Genomic DNA, 1,223 nt, shown 5'->3' with positions numbered 1-1,223 from the left:
CGCCGTCAACCACGTGGCGCTCGCCTGGCTGGAAGCGACGGCTCCCGCGCTGCTCCCGGCGATCACCGCCGCCACCAAGCACGGTGAATACAGGGCCGCGACCTGCGTGACCCACGCGGCATGGCCGCTGTTCCTCTACACCCGGTACGAGCGGTGGATTCCCATCCACCGCCAGGGCCTGGCCGCCGCCGAGCGCTGGGGCGACACCGTGGCCATCCGCGAGCTGCTGTCCGCGCTCGCCGGTGGCCTGCGCGACAACCGCGAGTACGACGAGGCGATCTCCTGCCTCCAGCGCGCACGGACCCTCGCGGAAGGCGACCTCGAGGCAATCGCCAAGTGCAGCAGCAGCATCGGAGCGTGCCTGCACGCCGATGCCCGCTACGTCGAAGCCATGCCCCAGCTGACCGCCGCCGCCACCCGCTACGGACAGCTCGGCCACGTGCGCGGCCAGGCCCTCGCCCTGATCCTCATCGGGTCGGCGCACGCCCGGCTGGGCGAACCCGCTGCCGCAGTGCCGGTCCTCCAGGAGGCCTGCACGCTGCTCTCGGGGCTGACCGACCCGGACCCGCTCAACATCTCACGAGCGCTGGCCTACCTCGGCGAAGCCCACTCGCTGGCGGGCGCCCACGATCTGGCCGCCAGCGCCCTCGTGAAGGCCCTGGAGCAGTTCCGCTCCCTGCGCGCGCCCCACTGGACCGCGCACACCATGGAGTTCCTGGGGCAGGCCGCCCTGCGCGCCGACCAACGCCACGCCGCCATGGACTGGTACTCCACCAGCCTCGCCCAGTACACCGACCTCGCCAGCAGCCACGACACCGACCGTCTGAAGCGCCGGCTCGACTCGGTGACCCGCCGGTGAGCGGCCAGCCGACAGCGGGTGCGGTACCGCGTCCCACCGAGGAAGCGTGAAGACCACCCTGCGCTTCCGACCGGGCCTGCTGCGCGGCCCGCAGCCGTGCCGGGCCCGCCGCCCGCGCGGCATCCGACTTCCCGCCAGCACCGGCAGACCGCCGCAGCGACCAGCCGACCGGCCCCACGTACGGCACGACATCTGCTGTCCCCGCCCAGGGACCACGGCCAACGCCGCTCCTGCGGGGGCGCCCAGGCTGCGCGACAACCGTCCGACCACGGAAAGATCCACGATGTTCACGATCCACAACGACGCCAACGCCACTGCCGACGACCAGCGCCGGTACGAACGGCTGATGGAAGCCGCCGTCCCG

Annotated in this window: 1 protein-coding gene and 1 pseudogene; both read left to right on the top strand. The window is 72.9% G+C overall.

Features of this window, described 5'->3' with window-relative positions:
• Window positions 1–859 (top strand): annotated as a pseudogene (locus ACLWS4_RS37090) (hypothetical protein); the annotation flags it as partial.
• A gap of 46 nt (window positions 860–905) precedes the next feature.
• The coding region (locus tag ACLWS4_RS37085) for a hypothetical protein (RefSeq protein WP_416876434.1) at window positions 906–1,223 on the top strand (318 nt) is incomplete at its 3' end.

The sequence above is a fragment of the Kitasatospora sp. SC0581 genome (assembly GCF_048159585.1).
Lineage (GTDB): Bacteria > Actinomycetota > Actinomycetes > Streptomycetales > Streptomycetaceae > Kitasatospora.
The sequence above is the reverse complement of the archived record's forward strand: the minus strand, read 5'-3'. Positions and strand labels throughout refer to the sequence as shown.